Annotated in this window: 23 protein-coding genes; 14 read left to right on the forward strand and 9 right to left on the reverse strand. The window is 34.8% G+C overall.

Features of this window, described 5'->3' with window-relative positions; genetic code table 11:
- The first annotated feature begins 4 nt into the window (after positions 1 to 4).
- Positions 5 to 694 (forward strand): 5'-methylthioadenosine/S-adenosylhomocysteine nucleosidase, encoded by a 690-nt coding sequence (gene mtnN, locus AC6HVZ_RS07615; protein WP_497557556.1) that lies wholly within the window; start codon positions 5 to 7, stop codon positions 692 to 694.
- Positions 695 to 815: 121 nt separating this feature from the next.
- Here mtnN and sigK read toward each other — a convergent pair whose 3' ends face one another.
- From sigK to AC6HVZ_RS07655, 8 genes are all read right to left on the reverse strand, one after another.
- Entirely contained in the window at positions 816 to 1,523 is a 708-nt protein-coding gene (sigK, locus tag AC6HVZ_RS07620; RefSeq protein ID WP_497557557.1) for an RNA polymerase sporulation sigma factor SigK, read from the reverse strand.
- A gap of 145 nt (positions 1,524 to 1,668) precedes the next feature.
- The gene (mnhG, locus tag AC6HVZ_RS07625) at positions 1,669 to 2,049 is read right to left on the reverse strand and encodes a monovalent cation/H(+) antiporter subunit G (RefSeq protein WP_497557558.1); all 381 of its coding nucleotides are present in this window, start codon (positions 2,047 to 2,049) and stop codon (positions 1,669 to 1,671) included.
- Positions 2,030 to 2,341: a Na(+)/H(+) antiporter subunit F1 gene (locus AC6HVZ_RS07630; protein ID WP_497557559.1), complete on the reverse strand. Its 312-nt coding sequence runs from the start codon at positions 2,339 to 2,341 to the stop codon at positions 2,030 to 2,032. The genes mnhG and AC6HVZ_RS07630 overlap by 20 nt, the downstream gene beginning before the upstream one ends.
- Positions 2,338 to 2,814: a Na+/H+ antiporter subunit E gene (locus tag AC6HVZ_RS07635; RefSeq protein WP_497557560.1), complete on the reverse strand. Its 477-nt coding sequence runs from the start codon at positions 2,812 to 2,814 to the stop codon at positions 2,338 to 2,340. The genes AC6HVZ_RS07630 and AC6HVZ_RS07635 overlap by 4 nt, the downstream gene beginning before the upstream one ends.
- Before the next feature lie 6 nt (positions 2,815 to 2,820).
- The gene (locus AC6HVZ_RS07640; protein WP_497557561.1) at positions 2,821 to 4,302 is read right to left on the reverse strand and encodes a Na+/H+ antiporter subunit D; all 1,482 of its coding nucleotides are present in this window, start codon (positions 4,300 to 4,302) and stop codon (positions 2,821 to 2,823) included.
- Entirely contained in the window at positions 4,295 to 4,633 is a 339-nt protein-coding gene (locus AC6HVZ_RS07645; protein WP_497557562.1) for a Na(+)/H(+) antiporter subunit C, read from the reverse strand. The genes AC6HVZ_RS07640 and AC6HVZ_RS07645 overlap by 8 nt, the downstream gene beginning before the upstream one ends.
- On the reverse strand, positions 4,634 to 6,952 hold the full coding sequence (locus tag AC6HVZ_RS07650) for a Na+/H+ antiporter subunit A (protein WP_497557563.1): 2,319 nt from the start codon (positions 6,950 to 6,952) through the stop codon (positions 4,634 to 4,636).
- 233 nt (positions 6,953 to 7,185) lie between these two features.
- Positions 7,186 to 7,332: a sporulation histidine kinase inhibitor Sda gene (locus AC6HVZ_RS07655; RefSeq protein WP_497557564.1), complete on the reverse strand. Its 147-nt coding sequence runs from the start codon at positions 7,330 to 7,332 to the stop codon at positions 7,186 to 7,188.
- Between the two features lie 439 nt (positions 7,333 to 7,771).
- On the opposite strand from AC6HVZ_RS07655, the gene AC6HVZ_RS07660 reads away from it, so the two are divergent.
- The 12 genes from AC6HVZ_RS07660 to AC6HVZ_RS07715 all read left to right on the forward strand — a co-directional run bounded on the left by AC6HVZ_RS07660 (position 7,772) and on the right by AC6HVZ_RS07715 (position 18,939).
- Complete coding sequence (locus tag AC6HVZ_RS07660; protein WP_497557565.1) at positions 7,772 to 8,287, forward strand: YqeG family HAD IIIA-type phosphatase; 516 nt, start codon at positions 7,772 to 7,774, stop codon at positions 8,285 to 8,287.
- A 2-nt stretch (positions 8,288 to 8,289) separates the two neighbouring features.
- A complete protein-coding gene (gene yqeH / locus AC6HVZ_RS07665) occupies positions 8,290 to 9,390 on the forward strand; it encodes a ribosome biogenesis GTPase YqeH (RefSeq protein ID WP_497557566.1) in 1,101 nt (366 codons plus the stop codon).
- Between the two features lie 10 nt (positions 9,391 to 9,400).
- On the forward strand, positions 9,401 to 10,246 hold the full coding sequence (aroE, locus tag AC6HVZ_RS07670; RefSeq protein ID WP_497557567.1) for a shikimate dehydrogenase: 846 nt from the start codon (positions 9,401 to 9,403) through the stop codon (positions 10,244 to 10,246).
- Between the two features lies 1 nt (position 10,247).
- A complete protein-coding gene (gene yhbY, locus AC6HVZ_RS07675) occupies positions 10,248 to 10,538 on the forward strand; it encodes a ribosome assembly RNA-binding protein YhbY (protein ID WP_497557568.1) in 291 nt (96 codons plus the stop codon).
- 24 nt (positions 10,539 to 10,562) lie between these two features.
- Entirely contained in the window at positions 10,563 to 11,132 is a 570-nt protein-coding gene (locus AC6HVZ_RS07680; protein WP_497557569.1) for a nicotinate-nucleotide adenylyltransferase, read from the forward strand.
- Positions 11,119 to 11,685 carry a bis(5'-nucleosyl)-tetraphosphatase (symmetrical) YqeK gene (gene yqeK, locus AC6HVZ_RS07685; protein ID WP_497557570.1) on the forward strand — a complete coding sequence of 189 codons (567 nt, stop codon included), beginning with the start codon at positions 11,119 to 11,121 and terminating at the stop codon, positions 11,683 to 11,685. Before AC6HVZ_RS07680 ends, yqeK begins: the two co-directional genes overlap by 14 nt.
- 59 nt (positions 11,686 to 11,744) lie before the next feature.
- Positions 11,745 to 12,101: a ribosome silencing factor gene (gene rsfS, locus AC6HVZ_RS07690; protein WP_497557571.1), complete on the forward strand. Its 357-nt coding sequence runs from the start codon at positions 11,745 to 11,747 to the stop codon at positions 12,099 to 12,101.
- A gap of 3 nt (positions 12,102 to 12,104) precedes the next feature.
- Entirely contained in the window at positions 12,105 to 12,857 is a 753-nt protein-coding gene (locus AC6HVZ_RS07695; RefSeq protein ID WP_497557572.1) for a class I SAM-dependent DNA methyltransferase, read from the forward strand.
- Between the two features lie 119 nt (positions 12,858 to 12,976).
- A complete protein-coding gene (locus AC6HVZ_RS07700) occupies positions 12,977 to 13,573 on the forward strand; it encodes a helix-hairpin-helix domain-containing protein (RefSeq protein WP_497557573.1) in 597 nt (198 codons plus the stop codon).
- Positions 13,574 to 13,912: 339 nt separating this feature from the next.
- Positions 13,913 to 14,479 carry a ComE operon protein 2 gene (locus tag AC6HVZ_RS07705; RefSeq protein ID WP_497557574.1) on the forward strand — a complete coding sequence of 189 codons (567 nt, stop codon included), beginning with the start codon at positions 13,913 to 13,915 and terminating at the stop codon, positions 14,477 to 14,479.
- Positions 14,480 to 14,494: 15 nt separating this feature from the next.
- Positions 14,495 to 16,777, forward strand: coding sequence for a DNA internalization-related competence protein ComEC/Rec2 (locus tag AC6HVZ_RS07710; protein ID WP_497557575.1), 2,283 nt, complete (start codon positions 14,495 to 14,497; stop codon positions 16,775 to 16,777).
- 221 nt (positions 16,778 to 16,998) lie between these two features.
- Positions 16,999 to 18,939, forward strand: a complete 1,941-nt coding sequence (locus tag AC6HVZ_RS07715) for an SEC-C metal-binding domain-containing protein (RefSeq protein WP_497557576.1) — start codon at positions 16,999 to 17,001, stop codon at positions 18,937 to 18,939.
- A gap of 297 nt (positions 18,940 to 19,236) precedes the next feature.
- Here the strand turns inward: AC6HVZ_RS07715 and AC6HVZ_RS07720 are convergent, their stop codons facing one another.
- Entirely contained in the window at positions 19,237 to 19,548 is a 312-nt protein-coding gene (locus AC6HVZ_RS07720) for a hypothetical protein (RefSeq protein WP_497557577.1), read from the reverse strand.
- A 450-nt stretch (positions 19,549 to 19,998) separates the two neighbouring features.
- Between AC6HVZ_RS07720 and AC6HVZ_RS07725 the strand changes: the two genes are divergently transcribed.
- Entirely contained in the window at positions 19,999 to 20,205 is a 207-nt protein-coding gene (locus AC6HVZ_RS07725; RefSeq protein ID WP_497557578.1) for an alpha/beta fold hydrolase, read from the forward strand.
- Positions 20,206 to 20,284: the final 79 nt, after the last annotated feature.

Consider the following 20,284-nt stretch of genomic DNA (forward strand, 5'->3'; position numbering starts at 1 on the left):
AGGCATGACAATTGGCATCATTGGAGCAATGGATGAAGAAGTGGCATTATTACAGGAAAATATAACAAAAAAAGAAGAAATAACTGTAGCGAACTGCTGGTTTGTTAAAGGAAAGCTTCATGAAAAAGATATTGTATTATTAAAATCGGGAATTGGCAAAGTAAATGCGGCTATGGCAACAACGGTCATGCATGAAAGATTTAACCCAACACAAGTGATTAATACAGGATCTGCTGGTGGCTTCTCGAAAAATCTGGAAATTGGGGATATTGTTATATCCTCTCAGATTGTTCACCATGATGTAGATGTTACAGCATTTGATTATGCTTATGGACAAGTGCCTGGTATGCCGGCAATGTATCCAGCTGATAAAGATTTAATTTTAAAAGCAACTAATGCAGTAAAAAAATTACCAATCAATTGTGAAGAAGGATTGATTGCTACAGGTGATTCATTTATGGAAGATCCAGAGCGTACAGCATTCGTTCAGGATAAATTTCCTGCAATGATTGCTGCAGATATGGAAGCTGCTGCGATCGCTCAGGTTTGTTTTCAATATAATAAACCATTTGTAGTTATCCGTGCGTTATCTGATATTGCAGGAAAAAAATCTTCCATTTCATTTGATGAATTTTTAGAAAAGGCCGCTAAGCATGCAGCACAGTTAATTATGCAGGTAATTAAAGAAATATAATGTTTTTTACACTCCATTTCCATCACTTTGGATAAAAACTCAGGAAGAGGAAGGGGAGTGTAGCTTTAGCAATATAATTTATAGAATGAGCGTTTATGTGTAAACCACATATACGCTCCTTTTAGTTTCCTTTTCTCTCTTTCCGATAGTATTCGTGAAATACCTTCATTAAAGCTCTTTTTTCTATTCGTGATACATAACTTCTGGAAATATTTAATTTTTTGGCAATTTCCCGCTGCGTCATTTCGTTATAATTATTTAAGCCATAACGATACACAATCACTTCACGTTCTCGGTTATCAAGTATCGAAAAATAATCCTGCATTTTTGCTATTTCCATATTCAGTTGAATGTATTCAATAATATTTTCATTTTCGGCTTCCAGTATATCGATTAAACTAATCTCATTACCTTCCTTATCCTGACCAATTGGATCGTGCAGGGAAACATCTTTTTTTATCTTTTTTAGAGCTCGTAAATGCATCAATATTTCATTTTCAATACAGCGGGCAGCATAGGTTGCAAGCTTTGTCCCTTTATCAACAGAAAAGCTCTCCACACCTTTTATTAAGCCAATCGTGCCGATGGATATTAAGTCCTCTACATCTTCCCCGGTATTTTCGAATTTTTTAACGATATGTGCCACTAATCGTAAGTTATGTTCGATCAGCTTATTTCTGGCTTCTTCACTTCCGTTTTGCATTTCTCTAATGTATTTTGCTTCTTCATCTGATGGTAACGGCTGAGGGAAGGCATGATTTTTAACATAAGAAACAAAAAATAGGGCTTCTTTAATTAGAAGTCCAAGTACTGTTAAAATTCCGGACAAGTAAATACACCTCCTCTGAATGCTGCAATAGGCTTTTGCCTATATAACATCATTATGAGGGATTTGCCGGTTTCGTGTCTGTCCGAGTGAAGATATATAAAAAAAGGATGTCCCAATCTGATTGAAACATCCATCAATAACTTTGCTACTTTGATTTATTTGTATAATGTTCTTTAAGTGCTTCTTCATATTCGTCATTTCTATTTTTAAGGTATGGTTTGATCCCATTGCTATGAGCAGCTCTCGATATCATATGTGAAGATACCGGTGCAGTTAAAAGAATGAACACAATGGCTAATAATAATTTTCCACTTATTATGGAATGCGCTGAAAATAGATATACAAATGCTCCAATTAATATACATGCAATCCCAAGGGTAGATCCCTTAGTTGCTGCATGCAGTCTTGTATAGACATCCGGAAAACGAACAATGCCTATAGACGTAGATAGAATGAAAAATGTACCCACTAGTAAAAAGAGTATAATAATAATATTGATGATAATCTCAATCCAAGTCTCTATCAATTATAACACCCTTTTCCAGATATTTTGCAATTGCAAGTGTTCCAAGGAATCCTAATATCCCGATTAACAAAACGATGTCAGTCAATTTAGTAGTCGCCAGGAAAATAGTTAAGATTCCAGCAATTCCCATTAAATTAATACCTATCGTATCCAGTGCAACCGCACGATCTGGCTGCGTTGGTCCTTTGATGATTTGATACAGCAATAAGATAAGTGATATCGAAATACCGATAAAGCAGATAATTATTGTGGTAGCAAGAATATTTTCTGTGATTGCTAGGAAATCTGTCATCTTGTAACCTCCAAAATAGCTTTTTCAAATGTATTTTTAATCGAGTAAATAAATTCCTCTATATTATCAATGTGCATGGCATGGATGAATAACTTGGAATTATCATTGGAAACAGCTACGGATAATGTACCAGGCGTTAAAGAAATAAGATTTGCCAAGAGTGTTATTTCCCAATTGCTTTTAACCTCAATTGGTAGTGCAAATATACCTGGCTCAACATTAGGCTTAGGTGTGTAAACAACCTTCACAATATCGATATTGGAATAAAGTAATTCTTTAATAAATAGTATTATTAAGCTAAATATCTTTATCAATCGTCGTAAATAAAAAGTACCTGGAATAAATCTGTTTAACAGGAGGAGTAAGAGTATCCCCAGTATGTATCCACCAATAAAACTTGCGGCAGAATAAGATTCACTCAAAAACATCCACATAATTGCAATAATTAAGTTGATAACGATCTGAAAGGCCATAGTCGATTACTCCTTTAATACAGAATCAATATAAATTTCTGGATCTAATAAATAGACTGCAATGGAATCTGCTATAGGGTAAAAGTATTCGGCTCCAATCCCTAAAATTACAGATAAAGAAAGTAAAAATGCGATCGGTGCAATTAACCCTTTTGTCGATTTCTTTTTAACATCCACTATGGTATCTTTTTCTCCCCAAAAGCCATTAATGAAGATTTTCATAATGGAATATAAAATCAGTAGACTTGTGAGCAATCCAATAATGACGATTGCTACTTCTCCTTCTGCAAAAGCACCTTTTAATAATAACAACTTTCCGATGAATCCACTAAAGGGTGGAATACCAGCAAGTACAAATGCTGCCACAAATAGCATCCATCCAAGAAAAGGATAATAATGGATCAATCCACCCATCTTTCGGAGATCCGAGGTTCCAGCAACATAAGCAACTACGCCAACCAATAAAAATAACGCTGATTTAATAATCATATCGTGAACCAAATAATATATCGAACCACTTAATGCATCCTGATTTAAAACACCAATCCCTAAAATGATAAAACCAATTGCAGGAATAATATTGTATGCAATAATTAATTTTATATTATTCGTTGACAGGGCACCAATAACACCAAAAATCATGGATAGACCAGCAATCCAAATAAATAATTCATGTGTTAATTCAATGTTATACACGAATATTAAAGAAAACACTCGTAGGATGGAGTATATTCCTACCTTTGTTAATAGAGCCCCAAATAATGCAGAAACTACCGGATTTGGTACCACATACGATTTTGGCAGCCAATAATAGAGTGGGAATAGTGCTGCCTTTGTAGCAAAAACGAAAAACAACAGTATTCCAATTGTGGTTAGGATACCTTGTTGCTCTACCTCTTGAACACGCTCTGCAATATGTGCCATGTTAACTGTTCCTACAACAGCATAGATAAAGGCAATTGCTGTAACGAATAGCATGGAAGAGAAGAGATTGATCAATAGGTATTTAAGTGACTCTCGTAATTGAACTTTATCTCCCCCCAATACGATCAACCCATATGAAGCCATCAAAAATACTTCAAAGAATACAAACAGGTTGAAGAGATCACCAGTTATAAAAGCTCCGGAAACTCCTGTTATTAGAAAGAAGAATAAAGGATAAAAGTAAAAGTTTTCTTTTTTTTCCAGTCTGGCATGTGGTGCATAAAAAGCACATGCCGTTCCAATTAGATTTGTTGTAAAAACGAGAATGGCAGCAAGTGGATCAACAACCAAGATAATTCCATAAGGTGCTGCCCATTCACCAGTTTCCAAAATTATTGAGCCATATTCTAAAACATACCAAGTAATGTATCCAACTACCCCTAAATTAATTAATGAAAACAGCTTTGTTAATCCACGGGAAATCGTAACTTTCGTATTAAAGAATATCAGAATGATAGCTGCTATTAATGGGATGATAATTGGTAAAACAGCTAAATTATTCATTTTCGCCACCCCTTAACTGTTCCATATTATCTGTATTGTTTTCCTTTGATGTCCGGTAAGCCAGTACTAAAAGAAAACTGGTAACTCCGAAACTGATAACAATAGATGTCAGAATTAATGCTTGCGGTAATGGATCCGTATACTCTGAAATCCCATCTGTTAATACAGGCGGTTGTCCCGTTTTAAGTTTACCCATCGTGAAAATAAATAGATGTGCACCATGTGATAATAATGCCGTTCCAATTATAATCCGCAGTAATTGCTTTTGCAAAATGTTATAAATTGCTGTTGCAAATAAAATCCCTGCTAATACTGATATAATGATTTCCAATTATTCCGCCCCCTTCTTCATTTTGTGTTTAATGAGGCCGATAATGGCGAGTGCTGCAATTCCGAGCACGGCAATTTCAAATAATGTATCCAAACCACGCATATCGACTAATATGACGTTTACAACATTGTCTCCGCCACCAAGTGTATAAGCTGTTTCAAGGAAGTATTCAGAAATCGAATCAAACCAATTACTGCTGTGTGCAGATATACCGATAACTGTCATTAATGCACCAAAACCAATGGCAATTGTCGCATTTACAATTTTGGTTCTTGATGAATCAGTTGATTTCCTTAATTTAGGTAGATGATAAAAACATAGTAAGAATAATGCAACTGAAATTGTCTCAACGATCAGCTGGGTAAGTGCAATATCAGGAGCTCTGTATATTACAAATAAAATGGCTACACCGAAGCCAACAACTCCCAGTACTAAAATCGCAGCAACATTATGATTCATAAAGATAGTTGCAACAGCTGCAATAATCATAATAAGCACAACTGATAATTCTAGTATTGTAATGTCAGCCAGATTATCGAATTTCATTGTGAATCCATCTGTCAACAACATAAAACTGAATGTTACGACTAGTGTCGTTCCTAATATGAGTGACATATATGTTTTTAAAGAGCCATTCATATAATAATTTGTAATATAGGCTGAATAACGATCTACTTTCTCAAGTAGTTTGTCATAAACTTTATTAAAGCTGAGTTTTCCAGGTAAGATATGATATACAGAATACCATTTCTTTCGTGTTAGAAATAGGGATGTACCAATACCTACCACGGCTAACGACATGAATAATGGAGTTTTAAACCCATGCCAAAAGCTAATCTGTTCAAATTCTACTGTGCTATTGACAGCTTCAGCAGCATGGAGAAGAAAAGGTGCGTTAACTAAACTTGGAAATAAACCTATTACTACCACACCTATAACAAGGATGATAGGGGATATGAGCATTCCGATTGGTGCCTCATGTGGTTTTTTTGGCAATAGGTTAAATTGTTTCGCTCCTGTAAATACACCAAAAAAGAAATACATAGAATAAACGAAGGTGAAAATGCTTCCTAATACTGCTAAATAAGGTATTGCCTGACTAAGTGCATTTGCTCCATCTAAGCCTAGTGTAGAATCGAAAAATAATTCTTTACTGTAAAAGCCGTTCAAAAACGGTAGAGGAACACCGGCCATTGAAAATGTTCCAAATAGAGCGAGTGTTGCAGTCATCGGCATAAATGTTAGTAAACCGCCAAGCTTTCGGATATCTCGTGTACCTGTTTCATGGTCTATTATACCTGCAACCATAAACAAGCTTCCTTTGAACGTTGCGTGGTTTAAAATATGAAATACCGCAGCAAATACCGCAGCCTGTGTTCCAAACCCAAGCATAGCCATGATCATACCTAATTGACTGATCGTAGAAAATGCTAAAATTGCTTTTAAATCTGTCTGTCTGACAGCCATATAAGATGCCCAACACAGAGTGATGATCCCGGCTAAACTTACAATAATAAAGAACCATTCATATGAAGAAAAAATTGGTGAAAATCGTGCAACTAAGAATAAGCCAGCTTTAACCATGGTTGCTGAATGAAGGTATGCACTAACAGGAGTAGGTGCTTCCATTGCATCCGGTAGCCAAATATGGAATGGAAATTGAGCAGATTTAGTAAATGCTCCTAAAAGGATAAAACCTAGAATCAGAGGCAAATAATCGCTTGCCAGAATAACATCAGTCTGTGTGATCATTTCCTGAATACTGGTAGTACCAGTAATGACGGATAATAGAATAAATCCACCAAACATACTGAGTCCACCAAAAATCGTTATGATCATCGACTTTAATGCCCCATATCTGGAGCGCTCTTTAAAATGCCAATAGCCAATTAATAAGAAAGAGGAAATCGAAGTTAATTCCCAGAAGGTGTAAAGAACAAATATGTTATCTGATAATACAACACCAAGCATGGCGGTCATAAACATTAATAAGTAAACATAAAAATGACCCAATCTTTCTTGATAATCTAGGTAAAAAATAGAATATAGTACTACAAGTGCCCCAATACCACTAATAAGTAGAACAAATAATAAACTTAATCCATCTAAGTAAAAATCAAAATTAATTCCTAATGAAGGGATCCAGTTATATGTATGTCTAATTGGGTTGAAATCATCCCCTATAAACTGGATGAAATATAGAAATATCAAAAAAGGGACGAAAAAAACAAAATAACCAGTATGTATTTTATCTTTTATTTTACTTATTAATGGAATAAAACAAGCAATAAGTAGTGGGATTAATACTGCATAAATCATCTATTGGGAGTCCTCCTTCGTTTTAATTGAAATATATTAGTGTCTCAATGGGATTCGTAGATATATTAGCACATATCGATCATAATATACTTCCGTTTATATAGATATAAAGATGAAAAATATACAATAAGTAGTTTAACATAAATTTGTGATTAGAAAAATAAATAACCCCTTGCTAAATTAATCACAGCAAGGAGTTGAAATTTGCTTTCCTATTATATAGTCTTAGAAAATTAACTTGATTTGGAACATTTAATTTTATGTGATAAATACCTTCTTTGAATTTCTTCTTCTATCAGAGAAAGAAAATCAGGGCTTAATTCCAATTCATATGCTTTATGGTACGATTCCAGCAATAACTCGTCTGATAATTGCTTCATGCATACTGCCCTCCTAAAAATTCCTTCATATTTTGAAGTTATTTATAAAATAACACGATAAACCATGCTGGACAAGGGATAAGTTATCTACAGGCAGCTGTAGATAACTTGTGTATATTCTTTGAAATAATAATGTTATGACTAATATAGCAGCATTGAAATTGTGAATAAAGTTATCCACAGTGCGAAAAATGCGATTATTTGTCGAACGATTCTTGTAAAAGTTATCGGATTCATGCATCATTTTACTATTTAAAAGCATATAATTGTTATTTTTTGTCATTTTTATTGATTATCGTTAAAATTAGTACCTATAACTATTGATTCTTCTTTTCATGTATTTATAATTGCTTTATTATTAAAGAAGATTATTATAGGATAGGATTAGAATGATAATCTAGTTAATAAGTTATTGATTGATTGTAATGAGGTGTGATGGTTGTTGAAATTATTTTTGCCAAATGAACATGTTAAGAGTGTGTTTGATATTCAGCCTGCAAATTTAAAACAAAGAGGAATTACAGGCATTATTACGGATTTGGATAACACACTTGTAGCATGGGATGTAAAAGATGCTACACCGGAAGTAACGCAGTGGTTTAGACTTATGAAGGAAAATGATATTAAAGTAACGATTATTTCAAATAATAAACAAGAGCGCGTTAAAATCTTTTCAGAGCCATTGGGTACCCCATTTGTATTTAGTGCAAGAAAACCGCTAAGCCGTGCTTTTAAAACGGTAGCTAAGCAGATGGAGTTAAAAAAAGAAGAGGTTGTTGTAATTGGAGACCAGCTATTAACAGATGTTCTTGGAGGAAATTTTGCTGGTTTTTATACGATTTTAGTTGTTCCAATTGTACAGACTGATGGTAAAATAACAAAGATAAACCGGAAGATAGAAAGAAGGATCTTAAATTATATGCGTAGAAAAGGTAAGATAAGCTGGGAGGAATAAGGTTGGAAAAAATAAATTGCCAGGGCTGTGGTGTTCTTATCCAAACATCATCCCGCGAGGAACTCGGATATACTCCGAAATCTTCACTCGAAAAAGAAGATATTCTTTGTCAAAGATGCTTTAGATTGAAGCATTACAATGAGATTCAGGATGTTTCCATGACGGATGATGATTTCCTGCAGATGGTAAGTAGTATAAGAGATGCGGATGGTTTAGTCGTGCATATAATTGATATTTTTGATGTAAATGGGAGTCTTATTAAAAGTCTTCCGAGAATTACCGGTAATAATCCAATTGTCCTCGTGGGTAATAAAGTAGATTTATTACCGAAATCCACGAATAAAAATAAACTTATACAATGGTTGAGATTATCTGCTAAAGAAGCAGGTATTAAAGTGAAAGATGTATTTTTAATTTCCTCCATAAAAGGACATGGGATGGCGGAACTAACAGAAAAAATAGAAGAATTAAGAAATGATCAGGACGTTTATATCGTTGGTACTACCAATGTTGGTAAATCCACATTTATTAATCGCTTAATAAAACAAGCAACCGGCCACAGTGATGTGATTACAACATCCTATTTTCCTGGCACAACATTAGGCTTTATTGAAATACCATTAGATGATGGCGCTTCTTTAATTGATACGCCGGGAATTGTGAACAAACAGCAAATAGCTCATTATATAAGTGAACAGGATTTAAAGTTAATCTCACCGAATAAAGAGATTAAAGCAAGAATTTATCAATTGAATAATCAACAAACTTTATTCTTTGGAGGTTTAGCGCGACTCGATTTTATCAAAGGAGACAGGCAGTCATTTGTTTGTTATTTCTCTAATCAGCTCCCAATTCACCGAACTAAATTGGAAAACGCAGATGAGTTATATAACAATCAAATTGCTAAGCTATTATCACCACCGAACGAAAAAACACTCGAAATATTACCCGAATTCACACAGAATTCATTTCGGATTACGGAGGAGAAAACAGATATTGTTTTTCCGGGATTAGGATGGGTCAGTATTTCTGGAAAAGATATAACAGTCGTTGCACACAGTCCAAAGAAAGTAGCTGTATCTGTTAGAAAATCGTTGCTTTAGGGGGGAGTTTATGGACTATCATTTTTCTCTTATTGGTTATCCAATAGAACATTCATTATCACCATGGATACATGAACAATTTTTAAAGAAAACTAAATTACAAGGGACGTACACGATAAATGAAATACATCCAGCTATTTCTTTAAAAGAAAAAATAAGTGAGTTAAAAGAAGCCCAAATTAATGGATTTAATGTTACGGTACCTTATAAACAAAAAATCATTTCACATCTAGATGAAATAGATGGGATGGCAAGAAAGATGGGAGCAGTTAATACTGTAGCTAACAAAGCCGGAAAATGGGTAGGCTATAATACAGATGGAGTAGGTTATTTGCGGTCATTGGAAAGTAAATTTCCTGCTTTGTTTTTAAATAAGCAGAACCGAATCTTAGTGATCGGTGCTGGTGGTGCTGCTAGAGGAATCTTTTGTGCACTGGATTTAGTTGGTTTTAAGCAGATAGATATTACCAATAGAACTGCTCAGAGTGCATCGGAAATAGCGATGCTTAAAAGTCCAGATACAAATACAGCTATTTTGTCATTGAAAGAAGCTGAACAGAATATTCAGGAGTATGATCTTATTATTCAAACTACTTCTGTCGGAATGAAACCAGCTATGGATCAGTCTATAATTAACTTAGCATATGTCAAACAGAAAAGTATTGTAAGCGACATTATTTATCAGCCGTTAAAAACAAAGGCTTTACAACAGGCTAAGGCTTCTGGTGCATTGATTCATTTTGGGCATACAATGCTTTTATATCAAGCGCAATATGCATTTGAAATCTGGACAAACAAGAAAGTACCAATCGATGATATGGATCAAAAGTTACAACTCATTCTGGAAGGAAGATAATATGTTAACAGGTAAACAGAAAAGTTTTTTACGTGCTGAAGCACATCATTTAAATGCTATTTTTCAGGTTGGAAAAGATGGTGTAAACGAAAATATGCTTACACAAATAAATGAAGCCTTGGAAAAACGTGAACTTATAAAAGTAAGCATCCTGCAAAATTGTTCGGAGGATAAAGAAACGGTTGCTAAGCAGTTAGCTGAGGGAACTGGGGCGGAGGTTCCTCAAATTATTGGAAAAAATATTGTTCTGTACAAGAGATCGGAGAATAATAAGAAAATTCAATTACCATAATTGTTGCTGATAAAGGAGTTTATTATGAAACGTGTCGGAATTTTAGGGGGAACATTTGACCCGCCTCATTTGGGACACTTGATTATAGCTGAAGAAGTTCGACTAACTCTCGACTTGGAGGAGATATGGTTTATACCTTCCTTTACACCTCCACATAAGGAGCAAGCTCGAACTAGTGCTACAGATCGAATGACAATGCTTCAGATAGCAATTAAGAATAATCCCTTATTTCAAATGAATACAATTGAAATAGAACGGTTAGGAGTATCATATACATATGATACAATCAACACACTACGCAAAGACTTTCCAGGAAATGATTTTTATTTTATCATTGGTGCAGATATGGTTGAATATTTGCCTCATTGGAACAAAATCGATGAACTTATAAATCTTGTTCAATTTGTTGGTGTTGGAAGGCCTGGTTATGAATTGCATACTATTTATCCGATTATAAAGGTTGAAGTACCCATGATTGAAATCTCTTCCACATGTATTAGAAATCGAGTAGCTAACAAGCAGTCAATCCGATATTTGGTACCTGAATCGGTTTATTCTTATATGAAGGGGAAGCAATTATATGAAAATAAATGAAGCCATCGAGCATGTGAAAGCACATTTAACGAAGGAGCGCTTTGAGCATACGTTGAGGGTTACAGATACAGCGGTAAACCTTGCAGAATTATATCATGAATCAAAGGAGAAAGCGCAACTGGCGGCACTATTTCATGATTATGCAAAATATCGTCCATTGGATGAAATGGAAAGATGGATCGTAAGCAGTCGTCTGTCAAAAGATTTGCTGCAGTATCATCATGAGTTATGGCATGGTCCAGTTGCAGCAATATTAATTGAAAAGGAATATGGTATAAAAGATCCTGAAATTCAAAGTGCTATTCGTTATCACACAACTGGAAGAGCACATATGAGTAAATTGGAAAAAATTATATTTTTAGCTGATTATATTGAACCGGGAAGAAGTTTTCCAGGGGTAGAAGAAGTAAGAGAAATGGCTAAACAGGATTTAATCCATGCGTGTTTAATGGCATCTAGAAATACAATTCAATTTTTAATGCAAAAAAATGCAGTAATATACCCGGATACATTTTATGCATATAATGATTTAACTCGATTAAATAGGCAGTGACTATTTTACTTTAAGGCTAGGTTACTTTATTAAAACAATTTATTGGAGGTAATTTATAGATGGAAAATAAAGAAATTATTCAATTCGTGGCAGAAGCATGTGACGACAAAAGAGCCGAAGATATTGTGGTCTTGGACATGAATGACGTTTCTTTAGTAGCAGATTATTTTTTAATCTGTCATGCAAGTAATGAACGTCAAGTTCAGGCAATTGCAAGAGGTATTAAAGAGGCTATGGATGAAAAAAAATTACATGTTAAACGGATTGAAGGATTTGATCAGGCACGTTGGGTCTTGGTCGATTTGGGGGATATCGTCTGCCATATCTTCCATAAGGATGAACGGAGTTATTACAACCTGGAGCGACTATGGGGAGACGCCGTACGTGTTTCCTTGCAGATTAGTCAAGAAGGATAAAATATGGCTTACGAACAAATGGCTAATCTATATGATAGGTTGATGGCAGATGCTCCGTATGATCAGTGGATAGAATTCACGTTAGAGACTTTTCGAAAATCAGGCAAAAAAATAGAGCGAATTGCTGATTTGGGATGTGGTACTGGTGAAATTACCACAAAATTGGCACATGAAGGATATGAAATAACTGGCGTCGACTACTCTGAGGAAATGCTCACATATGCAGCACATAAAGCTGATCAAAGAAAAGCATCGATTCAATTGCTTCATCAGGATTTAAGGGAACTCGAGGGACTTTCGAACCTTGATGCTGCTATCAGCTACTGTGACGTAATAAACTACATTACTTTAGAAGAAGAATTGAGAAATGTTTTCAAACGAATAGCTGATTCCTTAAAAACTGGAGGATTATTTCTTTTTGATATTCATTCAATGTTTCATGTCGAGCATCATTTTATAAATCAAACATTTGCTGATGTTACCGAAGATGCTTCCTTTATATGGTTCTGTATGGAAGGGGAAGAACCTGGGGAAATGTTCCACGACTTAACATTTTTTTCTTTAGAAGGAAATAATTATCAAAGATTTGATGAATATCATCATCAGCGAACCTATACAATTGATTTTTATCGGCAATTATTAATAGATACTGGATTCGAAAAACCAAAAATAACAGCAGATTTTTCTACGAAAGAGGAAAGTCTACATGATCAAGCAGAGAGAATTTTCTTTATAGCAAAAAAAAGATCGGGATAATATAAAATTCCCGATCTTTAATTTTTAAAAAGGAATTAAATGATTTATGTCGAAATATAATATAACACAGCTAATTGCCCCGTATTACTTACTACAATTTATGAGGATGTGATCCCCCATTGTTTGATTTACTCAAGAAAAGTTCTTTCTTTATAGTGCTAGGAGCTGGCATAGTTATTTTTTTATTTGTAAGCCGTGATGAAAATATTGAAAAAGGCAGTTCCGAGCTTAATTCTGTAGAAGTATCAGCTTTAGATAAAACAGAACAAAATGAAAGCTTAAAAAGCGATATGAAAGTAATTGTGGATGTAAAAGGAGAAGTGGCAAAGCCAGGGGTATATGATATTGATCCGGATGCCCGTGTAAATGATGTGATCCAAATTGCTGGTGGATTTTCGGAAAATGCAGATCAGTCACAGGTAAATCTTGCCCAAAAAGTACAGGATGAGATGATTATACTTATACCAAAAGCCGGAGCCGTGGAGCAAGGACTGGGAGTGGTTGGCATTTCTGATAGTTCAGGAAAAGTAAGAATAAACTATGCAACGCAAGAGGAAATTGAAAGTATTACAGGTATTGGTCCATCTAAAGCACAGGCAATTCTTCAATACAGGGAAGAGAATGGATTATTTAGAACGGTGGAAGATTTGCTGGAAGTATCTGGGATTGGGGAGAAAACACTTGAAACACTTAAAGATGAGATACAGGTTCCTTAGGAGCATTGACGAAGTGGAAATAGGAAATGTAAACTAGAGTTTATACTATTATAAAAAACGTGTTCAAAAGGGGGATAAAAAGGATCGAGAAGTTCGAGGCGGCATAGTTTTCGGTACTGGAATGTATGCTTTTAATACATGAGGAACTGGCTTGTGCTTGTTGTGCTGACTTCTACGTTGCTCAACAAATCTGTTTGATGGGAGGAGGAACTATTGACCCGTAATCCCAGGACGTGGGTGATCTTAGAAGATTCGCAATCACCAAAGTCGCCAATTAGAAACACATCGATGGGTCATTTTTACCGGACTTTTGAACATTTACTACTGGGGGATTGGAAGATGGAAAGAATATCCTGGGATCAATATTTTATGGCGCAGAGCCATTTATTGGCATTGAGAAGTACTTGCATGAGACTTATGGTAGGTGCAACTATCGTACGTGACAAGCGAATTATAGCAGGTGGCTATAATGGGAGTGTTTCAGGAAGTGTTCATTGTATTGATGAGGGCTGTTATGTAATTGATGGGCATTGTGTACGTACTGTTCATGCAGAAGCAAATGCTTTACTGCAATGTGCGAAATTTGGAGTACCGACAGAAAACGCCGACATCTATGTAACACATTATCCATGTTTGCAGTGCTGTAAACAACTGATACAAAGTGGAATAAATACAGTATATTATGCTGAGGATTATAAAAATCATGAATATGCTGTTCAATTATTTAAAGAAGCAGGTGTTGAGACAAAAAAAGTGGAATTAAATTATTTAGCTGTTGATACAAATTATCAGAAAAAAACAGACTTTGTAAAAAATTTACTAAATAAAATGGAATCAACTTCAGCTAGTGAAAAGGAACTTGCCTTATTGAAAAATGAAGCAGAAGCGTTATTTAAATTAAAATAAAAGGTGAAATGAAAAGTGAAAGGATATTGGCACTTTACTGCAATTTCAGTAGCAAGCGGATTTTTAAGCCTCTATTATAACAATTATTTGGTCCTGTTTGCCTTGCTGGTATGGTTATTTTATTTATATTATTATGAACGGTTAGGGAAAATTCCGATAATACTTTCCTTAACCTTTTCCCTCTTTTTTATGAATTATATACCTGTAATTGATGGGGAAACTGTTGAAACCTATGTACCTGGTGCGAATCAGCTTACCGGACAGATTATTGGAAATATTAATTCCTCAAGTGAAAAACTGGACTTCATACTTCATGATTATTCATCAGAAACTAAACTGCTCGTTATTTACTTTCCTAATAAAGAAGAAAATCCAATAGAAAATCACCCTAATATAAAATATGGTGCATCATGTGTTATCAATGGAGAAATAGGACTGCCTGACAAAAGTCGCAATCCTGGGCAGTTTGATTATCGAAATTATTTATTAACAAAAGGAATTACCCACCAGATAATTGTCGATTCCTTGCATGATGTCCAGTGCGAGGGAGCAACATTTTTAAATAGAATTTTCACTACAAGAAATTATCTGCTGAATTATGTGCAGGAAAATGTAAGTAAGGAGACTGGAGCCTGGTTAAGTGCCTTAGTTCTCGGAGATGATTCCCTTTTAGACGAGGAGACCGTTGAATTATTTCAACGATGGAGCCTCTCGCATATACTAGCGATTTCAGGCTTGCATGTTGGTTTGGTCGTCAGCTTAATTTATTTCTTGCTCATCAAGCTAACTATATTTACGAAAGAAAAAGCAGAATGGATCATGATTTTATTTCTACCAGTCTATGCACTAATTGCAGGGGGAGAACCATCTGTCTGGCGGGCAAGTACGATGGTGCTCATCTTTATCCTATTAAGGAAGAGCAAACTGAATTTCAGTCTAACTGATATTTTCAGTATTGTATTCATGCTACTAATCTTGTTTGATAAATATATCGTATATCATGTAGGGTTTCAGTTATCATTTATCGTTACATTTGGTTTAATCCTTTCCAAAAAGTGGATTTCCTCACCAAGTTCAAGGTTAATCCAGGTTCTAAAAATCAGCTTTGTTGCACAAATGATGATTTTACCACTTCAACTCGCTTATTTTTCTTTATTTCAGCCACTATCTATATTGTTGAATGTTATTATTGTCCCGTATTTTTCACTAATTGTAATTCCGTTCATGTTTCTGTTATTAATTTTTTCCCCATTACCAGTAGTAACGAAGGCTTTTGATATTATATTTATCCAAATTCACCAAGCTGTTATTCAGTTTATTGAATGGATTGACAGCATCCTCAGTTATCCTTTGATTATTGGCCCATTACCTGTTTTACTGGTTGGTTTGTATTATTTATTATTCTTAATATTTATGAATAAACTGCAAAAGGAGCAATTGGAAAAGGCATTAAAATATGGTATTGGAATAACTATTTTTATGATGTGTTTTGCAATTCGCCCATATCTCTCTCCGGTTGGGTTTGTTACTATGCTGGATATAGGACAGGGAGATGCCTTTGTGATCGAACTGCCTTATCGTAAAGCTGTGATATTTATTGACGCAGGTGCCAGGTTTTCTTTTGAAAACATGGAACCAACGGATAATGTGTTTAAACAGGTTATTAAGCCATATTTATATTCAAGGGGAATCAGTGATGTCGATGCATTATTTTTAACACATGAGGATATGGATCATGATGGTAGTGTATCTTACATGGTACAGGAATTGAATATTGGAAAAATAATAACAAGCGATTTCTATGAGACAGCAGATGAAACGAAACTATTATGGAAAAAGAATGATATTGAATTACTGCAAGTGGAGAGAAATGAAAATTTGATTATTGGAGGTCAATCCTTTACTATATTGGCCCCCTATAAAGATAATAATTCTGCAAATGAAAATTCACTCGTGCTACACACAAGTTTAGGAGGAAGAGACTGGTTATTTACTGGTGATATCGGAGTAAATGAAGAAAAAGAAATACTAAAAACCTATCCGAATTTAACGGTTGATATTCTCAAAGTTGCCCATCATGGCAGTAAAACATCCACTGATAAAGAATTTGTGAATCAATTAAAACCAGCCTATGGGTTAATCTCGGTTGGAGAGAAAAACTCATATGGCCACCCTAATGCAGAAGTGATTGAAATACTTACATCAGAAAATGTGCATATACTGCGAACAGATAAGGATGGTGCCGTGCAATTTCGGTTTAAGGATGGTGATGGATCATTTTTTAAATTTTTGCCTTAGGAACTGAAGTAAGAAAGAGACTGTAGTTACAGTTTCTTTCGGTTACTTTTAATTATTCTTTCCTATTTTCAAAAAACTGAATAGTGTTTTTAAGATTTTCGTATAAATTCACAGAGACAGGTAGGAACCTAACACCTTGTATTATGTGTATAATGTTTGAATAATATATATATTGCCTCCATAATAAATAGAAAATACACGTTTATACGAGGAGAATGTTTATGGATAAAGTAGGAAGAAATGATCCATGTCCATGTGGAAGTGGAAAAAAATACAAGAAATGCCATGGTGCATCAAATGTGGTTGAAATTAGTCCAGATCGGTATAATGCTGAATTGGAGCGCCTTCATTCGGCCCTTCTTGCTTTTGCAATTGATGAATTCCAATTTGAATTTGAAAAAGTAATCGTCCAACATCGACAACCATCATTGCATAATGATGAGGAACGAATGGATTCCTATATGGCAGGCTTAACTGCCTGGATTATCTTGTATGAACCAATAATGGATGGCGAAACGATATTTGATATGTTTTATAAAAAGCAACAAAGAAAAATCAGGCATGAAAGAGTAAGAAAAGCATTTGCAGCATGGACAAGTGCTACCCCTTCTGTTTACGAGATTCTATCTGTTTCTGAAGAAAAAGCAATCATAGAAGATGTTTCAACAAAGGAAAAATACAGTATCAGTGTTTATGAAGAAAGTGATTTCGAGGAAGGAAATATGGTGATTGGAATTTTGCTCCCATTTATACATCAACATGAATTTTTGCTTTCAGCAGTTGAATTATCCAATGTAAATGAAGAATTGATGGATATGATGGTAGCGCTTAATGATGAAGAATTTACAGAAGACTACCCGGACTATTTAGCAAAAGCACTGACCATGGAAATGAAAACTTTGGAACTGGAATGGGAAAATCCAGTGCATGGAATGGTTTCTGAGCTTTTCGCAATACATATGCGGGAAAAAGGAACGGATGAGGAAATAATCACAACAGGTAGTCTTATTTGGAAAATATATAGTGAAATGGCCAATCCTTCCATCAAAAAGATCGGGCCCTATGCAGCAGCACTCGAATACGTTGTTCACAACACCCTTTTAAGAAATACATTTCGATCACAAAGTGAACTAGCGAAAGAATATGATACAACTCCCAGTTCTGTATCAAAAAATGTGCGAAAAATTAGAGAAACAATAATGGATGAGGATTTAGAAAAGCTTGTTGCTGAAATGATGGAAGAAGGGGGGCCTGAAGAAGCAGATGATTTTTTGGGTGATGATGTTGGTATGAATGAAGAAATACTTGGTAAAAGTCCTTTATCTATGGAGAAGAAAATGCGAGATATTCAAAAGGCAGTTGAAGAGCAAGATTTTGATTCCGACGAAGAATTACAGCAATTTCTGGATGATCTGCTAATGAACCAAGAATTCGATTTACCTGTTTCTACCTCATCCCATGACATTGCACAGGACAAGCTTTATGAGGCACAGCAAGTAAAAGGAGCCAAACGAAAAAAACTGGTGAAGGAAGCGTTGGAAATTTATCCGAACAGTCCTGATGCTTACACATTAATGGCTGAAGATGCCAAAACGATTAATGAACAATATCAACTTTACCATCAGGCAGTCTTGGCTGGAGAAAAGGATTTGGGTAAAGAATTCTTTAGAGAGAACAAAGGGCATTTCTGGCTAATGACCGAAACTAGGCCCTATATGCGGGCAAAAGCTGATTATGCAACCATCCTATATAATATAGGTGACAAAACCGCTGCAATCGAGCAGTACGAAGAATTATTGGAGCTAAATCCAAATGATAATCAGGGAATCAGGTATCAGTTATTACCTGTATATTTGGAAGAAGGAGAATATGAAGCGGCTATAGAATTGCTTCACCAATTTGAAGAAGAGATTACAGCCAACTTCCTTTTTAATAATGTATTATTACACTATCTCAGAGACGGGATCACATCCAAAACAAAATCCTTGTTAACAAAGGCTGAAAAACAGAATCCATTTGTAATAGATTATTTGACCGGAAGGAAACCAATTCCAAAACGCAAGTATAACTATATGGGTATTGGTGATGAAACAGAAGCTATCGTGTACGCACAGGAACATATCCATTTATGGAAAAAAGCGAAAGCATTATTAAAACGATGAAGCATGGGTATGCAAACTGGCTGACAAAAGTGGTAAATAACATAAAAAAAAATGTGAACGATAAGATTGGGATGGTCACAGGTATCTTGTTTCGGTTCAATATAAAATTGGGAAATAGATCAAGAAATCTTACCCCTTTTCCCAAGGAGATTTAACGGGCTTTGTTCTGCTTGGTAATACATTTTAGGATATATTCAAATTTTAGAGAATGACAAGTAAAACCGAACAGTGTTATGCACTGTTCGGTAGTATGATTACAGTACATTATGGGATTTTTAAGTAACTATGTGGATTTCACTAACACTGTTCAGCAAATTTGCGAAGTTTTTCCTCGTGTTGCACCGTTTTTTTTAAGACAAAATCCATATTTTCCTGATTTTCGGTTAATTCCACTCTCATACCATCCCCCTTTTTTTCTAAGCGGTCTAATCTCAGGTTGACATTGGAAAATCCCTCATCCATCTTGGAATTCAAATCATCAAATTTCTTATCAATAGCTTCAAATTTGGTATCAAACTTCCTGTTCATAGCTTCAAATTTTCTATCCATATGTTCTCCATGAAGTTTAAAAGCGTTTAACATTTCTTTTAAAATGGTTTCTTGTTCCATACTTTTCACCTCCTCATACAAACAGTATAAATGATAACAAATTTTTGGGGAAGAGTAGGCGAATAGTGTGAAAATTGTTTTTTTAATGGTGAAAAGTCTTGTATATTAGTAAAACAGAGATTGAAAATTAAATTTTGAGATGAAAAAATAAGTAAAAACCTTTTATTTTAGATATAAACTTTTTTAAAATTATCTTTCCTATTCAATCATACTGATACTATAATCCCCTAAATATTGATTAAAGAAGGATAATCTGTATTTTGTGGAGAATATATTATAACAGAAATCATACAATAGATTTGTCTACAACAGATCAGTTAGATATTGTTAGATTGAATGAATAGCAAATAATTCCCTTTAATTAGGAGGAAAAAATGTTAAAGGTTAGTAAAATTAAACCAGAATTGGCATATGGTCTCAGACATACTATTCTACGTCCACACCAACCATATGAAGCCAGTATATACTGACAAACCAGTGTTAGTTATAGTAGGAGAATATGATAATGCCGTTGGTCCAAATCATCATCAGTTGTTTAAATTTAGAAACGCTGAAGTATGCGTATTAAAAGGCAGCCATCATCCATATATCGAAAATCAACTGGAATTTAGGAAGGCAATCCTTAATTTTGTCAGCAGTCAGCAGTTAGTATTATAAGATAGTTTTTTATCCAGAAGGGGAGAGACATATGCCTGTTTTTAGCTGCTGTTCACTCCCACCCTTTTCCTAAACAAAA

The organism is Oceanobacillus sp. NCCP-135, from assembly GCF_059698015.1.

Coding starts and splice junctions, on each gene's coding strand:
- mtnN (WP_497557556.1), top strand. CDS start 5: ATGACAATTGGCATCATTGGAGCAATGGATGAAGAAGTGGCATTATTA.
- AC6HVZ_RS07630 (WP_497557559.1), bottom strand. CDS start 2,341: ATGACAGATTTCCTAGCAATCACAGAAAATATTCTTGCTACCACAATA.
- AC6HVZ_RS07635 (WP_497557560.1), bottom strand. CDS start 2,814: ATGGCCTTTCAGATCGTTATCAACTTAATTATTGCAATTATGTGGATG.
- AC6HVZ_RS07640 (WP_497557561.1), bottom strand. CDS start 4,302: ATGAATAATTTAGCTGTTTTACCAATTATCATCCCATTAATAGCAGCT.
- AC6HVZ_RS07650 (WP_497557563.1), bottom strand. CDS start 6,952: ATGATTTATGCAGTATTAATCCCACTACTTATTGCTTGTTTTATTCCA.
- AC6HVZ_RS07655 (WP_497557564.1), bottom strand. CDS start 7,332: ATGAAGCAATTATCAGACGAGTTATTGCTGGAATCGTACCATAAAGCA.
- aroE (WP_497557567.1), top strand. CDS start 9,401: ATGGACTATCATTTTTCTCTTATTGGTTATCCAATAGAACATTCATTA.
- yhbY (WP_497557568.1), top strand. CDS start 10,248: ATGTTAACAGGTAAACAGAAAAGTTTTTTACGTGCTGAAGCACATCAT.
- AC6HVZ_RS07680 (WP_497557569.1), top strand. CDS start 10,563: ATGAAACGTGTCGGAATTTTAGGGGGAACATTTGACCCGCCTCATTTG.
- yqeK (WP_497557570.1), top strand. CDS start 11,119: ATGAAAATAAATGAAGCCATCGAGCATGTGAAAGCACATTTAACGAAG.
- rsfS (WP_497557571.1), top strand. CDS start 11,745: ATGGAAAATAAAGAAATTATTCAATTCGTGGCAGAAGCATGTGACGAC.
- AC6HVZ_RS07695 (WP_497557572.1), top strand. CDS start 12,105: ATGGCTTACGAACAAATGGCTAATCTATATGATAGGTTGATGGCAGAT.
- AC6HVZ_RS07705 (WP_497557574.1), top strand. CDS start 13,913: ATGGAAAGAATATCCTGGGATCAATATTTTATGGCGCAGAGCCATTTA.
- AC6HVZ_RS07715 (WP_497557576.1), top strand. CDS start 16,999: ATGGATAAAGTAGGAAGAAATGATCCATGTCCATGTGGAAGTGGAAAA.
- AC6HVZ_RS07720 (WP_497557577.1), bottom strand. CDS start 19,548: ATGGAACAAGAAACCATTTTAAAAGAAATGTTAAACGCTTTTAAACTT.
- AC6HVZ_RS07725 (WP_497557578.1), top strand. CDS start 19,999: ATGAAGCCAGTATATACTGACAAACCAGTGTTAGTTATAGTAGGAGAA.